Raw genomic sequence first — 1,452 nt, 5'->3', positions numbered from 1 at the left:
AATAGCTAAATATCCTATTATCGGGATGATCGTTCGACCGATTCTGTCGCCCTGAACTGGGGGCGGGTATATTCCTCCTGTGGAAAAAATACTGATGCAGCCCTGCAACAGCTGCATAAAGAAGAAGGTGCATTATTTGGCCTTGCCGCCAAGTCTAATGGCAAAGAGAAAGTTGGCGGCAAATCAGCTTTCAGGCTCAGAATCCGGGATGACCAGAGTACAGTTGGCAAGGAGCCGGTCAGGGGAATTCCCTATCTGTTGGGGCAGGGACTCACTGGAAAGAATAAAGAAAGCCATTATCTGGAATCGGGTTCTGATTTTACGGTGTGTTGTTATCCCTCACCGCAAATGTCCAGTGAACAATCAGAGCAGCTTGAGCAGGCACTGCTATGTCTGGGTATGCTCGGTGGTTTGGGAGCTCGTTCCCGCAAGGGGTTGGGAAGTCTGTCAATACAGGAACTAAGCGGTGGCCGCTTGGCTGCACCGGAAAACAGAGGTGAGTATATTGAAGTAATCCAGGATCTATTGAAATCTGTCTGTGTTGATCTGGTTGTTAATGAGCCGCCTTATTCCGCACTTTCCGCATTGAGCCGAATTGATATTTCCTCTTTTCAAAAATCTCCAGCGGAGCTTCTTGCTGAATACAACAACACACTGCATCAATATCGTACCTGGCAAACGGAAAAGCCAAATTTTAAAGGTGACCACGACTGGGCTTACGACGTTGCTAACGGCAAACCAATAAATACACTGCCTCAGCGAACTGTTTTTGGCTTACCCCATAATTATCGTCTGAGTAATGCCCGAGAAAAAAATGTAGACGTCAACGCTTCAACAGGTCGTCGGGCAACTCCGCTTATTGCCCATGTACACCTGTTTAAAGATGGCAATACACTACTGGTTCAAGCGCTTCTGAGATCCACCTTTCTGCACAGAGAGTCAGCGGTCAAAATTTCCTCAAAACGCAATCGAAAAGCACTGGCAGGTGAGGTGGATTGGCGTGTTATCGAGCGGTTTATGAATCAGTTCGGGCAGAGGGAAACCATCCATGGCTAAACAATACTTCCATTTCACCCTTGGACCCGTACAGGGCTTTGTTGCCCAGGCCCGCCGAACCCGTGATTTCTGGTCTGGTTCATTCCTGCTTTCCTGGTTGTCGGGAGTGGCCATGGTTGACGTACAAAAACAGGGTGGCGAGATTAAGTTTCCGATTCCTGCAGAAGGTTATCTGGACTGGCTGGAAGGAAATGGCATTGGCAAGCCTCCTGAACAGGGCGCCATTCCCAACCGCTTCAAGGCCGTGAGTGCAGAAGTGCCCGAAGACTTTGACCCCAAGGTAGTGGTGGAAACCATCCGGTCAGCGTGGCGAGAACTGGCAGAGAAGGTCTGGCAAAAGGATACCTGATTACCACTGATCGTACGTCATGACATAGAGAAAGTTTATTTAAGAAT

At 48.7% G+C, this 1,452-nt stretch carries 2 protein-coding genes; both read left to right on the top strand.

Features of this window, described 5'->3' with window-relative positions:
* Positions 1 to 258 precede the first annotated feature (258 nt).
* Positions 259 to 1,056 (top strand): hypothetical protein, encoded by a 798-nt coding sequence (locus tag KDK14_RS10825; RefSeq protein ID WP_257265121.1) that lies wholly within the window; start codon positions 259 to 261, stop codon positions 1,054 to 1,056.
* The gene (locus tag KDK14_RS10820) at positions 1,049 to 1,405 is read left to right on the top strand and encodes a type III-B CRISPR-associated protein Cas10/Cmr2 (RefSeq protein ID WP_257265120.1); all 357 of its coding nucleotides are present in this window, start codon (positions 1,049 to 1,051) and stop codon (positions 1,403 to 1,405) included. The genes KDK14_RS10825 and KDK14_RS10820 overlap by 8 nt, the downstream gene beginning before the upstream one ends.
* The last annotated feature ends 47 nt before the right edge of the window (positions 1,406 to 1,452 follow it).

It is taken from the genome of Endozoicomonas sp. ONNA2 (assembly GCF_024606365.1).
Taxonomy (GTDB): domain Bacteria; phylum Pseudomonadota; class Gammaproteobacteria; order Pseudomonadales; family Endozoicomonadaceae; genus Endozoicomonas.
This window is presented reverse-complemented; position numbering and strand designations above follow the sequence as displayed.

Coding starts and splice junctions, on each gene's coding strand:
- KDK14_RS10820 (WP_257265120.1), top strand. CDS start 1,049: ATGGCTAAACAATACTTCCATTTCACCCTTGGACCCGTACAGGGCTTT.